This window comes from Pirellulales bacterium (assembly GCA_019694455.1).
Taxonomy (GTDB): Bacteria; Planctomycetota; Planctomycetia; order Pirellulales; family JAEUIK01; genus JAIBBY01.
Genome location: JAIBBY010000129.1, coordinates 1 through 2832, shown reverse-complemented (window position 1 = coordinate 2832; position 2832 = coordinate 1). Strand labels below are relative to the sequence as shown.

Annotated in this window: 6 protein-coding genes; all 6 read left to right on the top strand. The window is 65.4% G+C overall.

Going from position 1 to position 2832, the window contains the following annotated elements:
- Positions 1-893: alanine and proline-rich secreted protein Apa (locus tag K1X71_21235; protein ID MBX7075674.1), on the top strand; the 893-nt coding region annotated here is incomplete at its 5' end.
- A 63-nt stretch (positions 894-956) separates the two neighbouring features.
- Complete coding sequence (locus K1X71_21230) at positions 957-1217, top strand: hypothetical protein (GenBank protein MBX7075673.1); 261 nt, start codon at positions 957-959, stop codon at positions 1215-1217.
- 152 nt (positions 1218-1369) lie between these two features.
- Positions 1370-1903: a hypothetical protein gene (locus K1X71_21225; GenBank protein ID MBX7075672.1), complete on the top strand. Its 534-nt coding sequence runs from the start codon at positions 1370-1372 to the stop codon at positions 1901-1903.
- A complete protein-coding gene (locus K1X71_21220; protein ID MBX7075671.1) occupies positions 1900-2121 on the top strand; it encodes a hypothetical protein in 222 nt (73 codons plus the stop codon). The genes K1X71_21225 and K1X71_21220 overlap by 4 nt, the downstream gene beginning before the upstream one ends.
- Positions 2115-2276: a hypothetical protein gene (locus K1X71_21215; GenBank protein MBX7075670.1), complete on the top strand. Its 162-nt coding sequence runs from the start codon at positions 2115-2117 to the stop codon at positions 2274-2276. Before K1X71_21220 ends, K1X71_21215 begins: the two co-directional genes overlap by 7 nt.
- 99 nt (positions 2277-2375) lie before the next feature.
- Positions 2376-2762: a hypothetical protein gene (locus K1X71_21210; protein ID MBX7075669.1), complete on the top strand. Its 387-nt coding sequence runs from the start codon at positions 2376-2378 to the stop codon at positions 2760-2762.
- The last annotated feature ends 70 nt before the right edge of the window (positions 2763-2832 follow it).

Sequence of the window (2832 nt, the reverse complement as noted above, 5' to 3'; positions counted from 1 at the left end):
TGGCCGAGGAATCGTTCTCGCTAGTCGAGAATGAAGAAATCGCTTCGGCTGGTTGTCCTGGAGGACGCTGGATCACGGCCTGGAAGGGACAGGCGACCAGTCTCACGGCCGACGCGTTCAACTTCGTGCCGCCTCCGATGGGCGGGCGCAGTGGCAGCGCGATTTTCGACGCGGCGGGAACCAAGATCATCGGCTTATTGGCCTGGGGTGGTGGTGGCGAAGGGACGGCGCAGACCATCGGCGAGATTTATCGCGCGATGCGCGGCGAAGCGGCCAAGCTCTACACCAAGCAGCCAAGAGAAGCGGCGCGGATCGTGCTGGTTGGGCACCGCGCCGTGCTGCCGGAACCGCTCGCGCCGCTGGCCGACATCGCGCCGCGACAAGCCCCCTGCCCGAACTGCCCGCCCGTCGGTCCGTCGCCAATCAGACCACCCGCGCGACCCAATCAGCCGCCGAGTAATCCGGGTGGCGGCGACAACATGCCGTTTCCGCTGCCGCCGGGCATCGTGCCGAGCGAACCGCAGCCGCCACAATCTCCACCGCCCTCGACCAACAGCGGCAAGCCGTGCGAGTGTGACGGCGCCGGCAAGTGCCAATGCAAACCCGAGGATCAATGCCTGTGCGACGGCAAGGACACGGCGGCGCTACTGGCCCGCGTGACGATCTTGGAGGCGCAGATCAAGGCGCTCGCCAACCAGAAACCGCCCGAGCAAAAGCCGCTCGACCTGGACGCCATCACCGACTACGTGCGGCGCCACCTGCCGCCGATCACCGTCGAAACCATCGACGATGACATGCAAACGCGCGATCGCGACATCGTCTACCTGGGCGAGTCGATCAAACTTCGGCTGCATCCAATCGCTCGATCGCGGGAGGCAGCGCCCAACGAGTGAGGACGTTCTTTCATGCCTGACGATGGAGTCAGCGACATCCCTCACGTAGATGGAGATGTACAGATGGCAGAAGCCTTGACCGAACCTGGCAACCTGAGTGTAGCCATGACGGCGATGGCCAACGGGTTCGGCGCCGCCGCGACCCGCCGCAATGATGCCGCTGACCAGTTGGCCAGCGACTCGCAGCGGATGTGGTCGATCGCCATGACGACCCCGACGGTGAACGCCGCGCTGGGATTCCGCACGGCCACGGAGAGCGGCAGCGGGCGGACCCGCGCCGAGACCAACAATCCGGCGGAGACCGGAGTAGGCACGAAAGCCTAGCGCTATGGACGCGCAGCAACTCGCCCAGGACGCCATCGCGAGAGTCGAGGCCGCCGATCAAGAGGCCATGACTTCTCGCCTGGCGTTCGCGGCGGGCCGTTTTAACGACTTCTATCGACAGCGAGCCGACGAAGCGGCCAAGAGGATCGACGATGCCTACCGCGCAGCAAATCCAGGATCGCAGCCCGGTCCAGGAGATTGGCAAACGGACAGCGGAAACAGTGCCGGGCCTACAAGCAGCGGCGCACGCGGTGGGACTGGAGGATCACCGCCGAATGCTGCGGGACAACGCCAGCCGCGTGCGTGATGGTCACCGCGCAATGATGTTGGCGGCGGGATTCAACCCGCGACAACTGGGAGCGTCTGACGAAGCAGACGACGCGGACATGGGCGGCATCGTGGTCACTGGCGATATCACGTACAGCGGCGTCATGCCACCCGCGATGCAGCAGCAAATGCAATCGCAACCCGCGCCAGCCGTCGCCGGCGGTGTGCCCGGCTGGGTCAAGTCGGGATTGGTGGCGACCGGCATGGTGGGTAGCGCGCTGGGCGGCGCGCTGCTGCCGGGACTGATGGGCAATCAGCGGCCAGCACCGCAGCCGTCCGCGCCGCCGTCTTACACCGACACGAACACGAACTACGAATTGCAAATCATCAAGGACGACGAACCAAAGGAGAAACCATGAAGCGACTACTGCTGCTACTCGCCTTGTGCGGCCTGCCTGCCGCGCCAGCGCTGGCCATCGTGCCGTGCGAGCCGTATCAGGCGGCGCCGCAACCGACCGCGCCGCAGATTCTCAATCAGAACCCCGGCGAACTGCATCCGATCATGCCGATCGTGAGCGGCACGTATCATCGCGTGGGGCGCGTGTGGTGGGCGCTGTTTGGGCCGCGCACATGGTAGAGCCAATGCCGAGCGACGCGCCGGGCGCGTTCGCCATCGCGGCTGCGATGATTGGCGCGGCTTTGAGCGGCGGCGCGTTGGTGTTCGCGGCGCTGTGCTGGCTGGCGCGGCGCGTGCTGAGTGAGCACGACGAGGGAGATTTTTACGGACAGTGAGAGACAAGCCGCAAGCGCTCCTTGCGGGTCGCCCGCTGGCGGAATGGAAATCGAAGGGACTCGGCCGCCAGCGGGTTTTTTGAGACACGAGAGAAACGGATGTCCGATTCGACCACCACACGCCATCGCAATCGCCCGCGGGCCTACATTAGCGGCCCCATCAGCAAGGGGGACCGCGCCGATCACATCACGCGCGCGGTGGAAGCCTTTCGCTGGTTGATCGAACTAGGCTACGCGCCGCTCTGCCCGCAACTGTCGATCTACGCCGAGGATTGGCACGGCTGCGAATTTCCACACGAGATATGGATGGAAGTAGACCTGGCCTGGCTCGCGCACGCCGAGATAGTGATTCGCCTAGAAGGCGAGAGTGTGGGCGCGGACATTGAGGTCGAGGCGGCGCTGGCGCGTGGCGCTCGCGTGGTCTATCTGGCGCGTGACGCGGGGCGGGCGCGATTGGCCGACATGCTGACGGAGACGACACGTTGAGCGGGGCGACGAATCATGCACGAACTGGACACCAAGTTGGTCGATGCCCTGCGCAGCGCGGCGAGGCTGG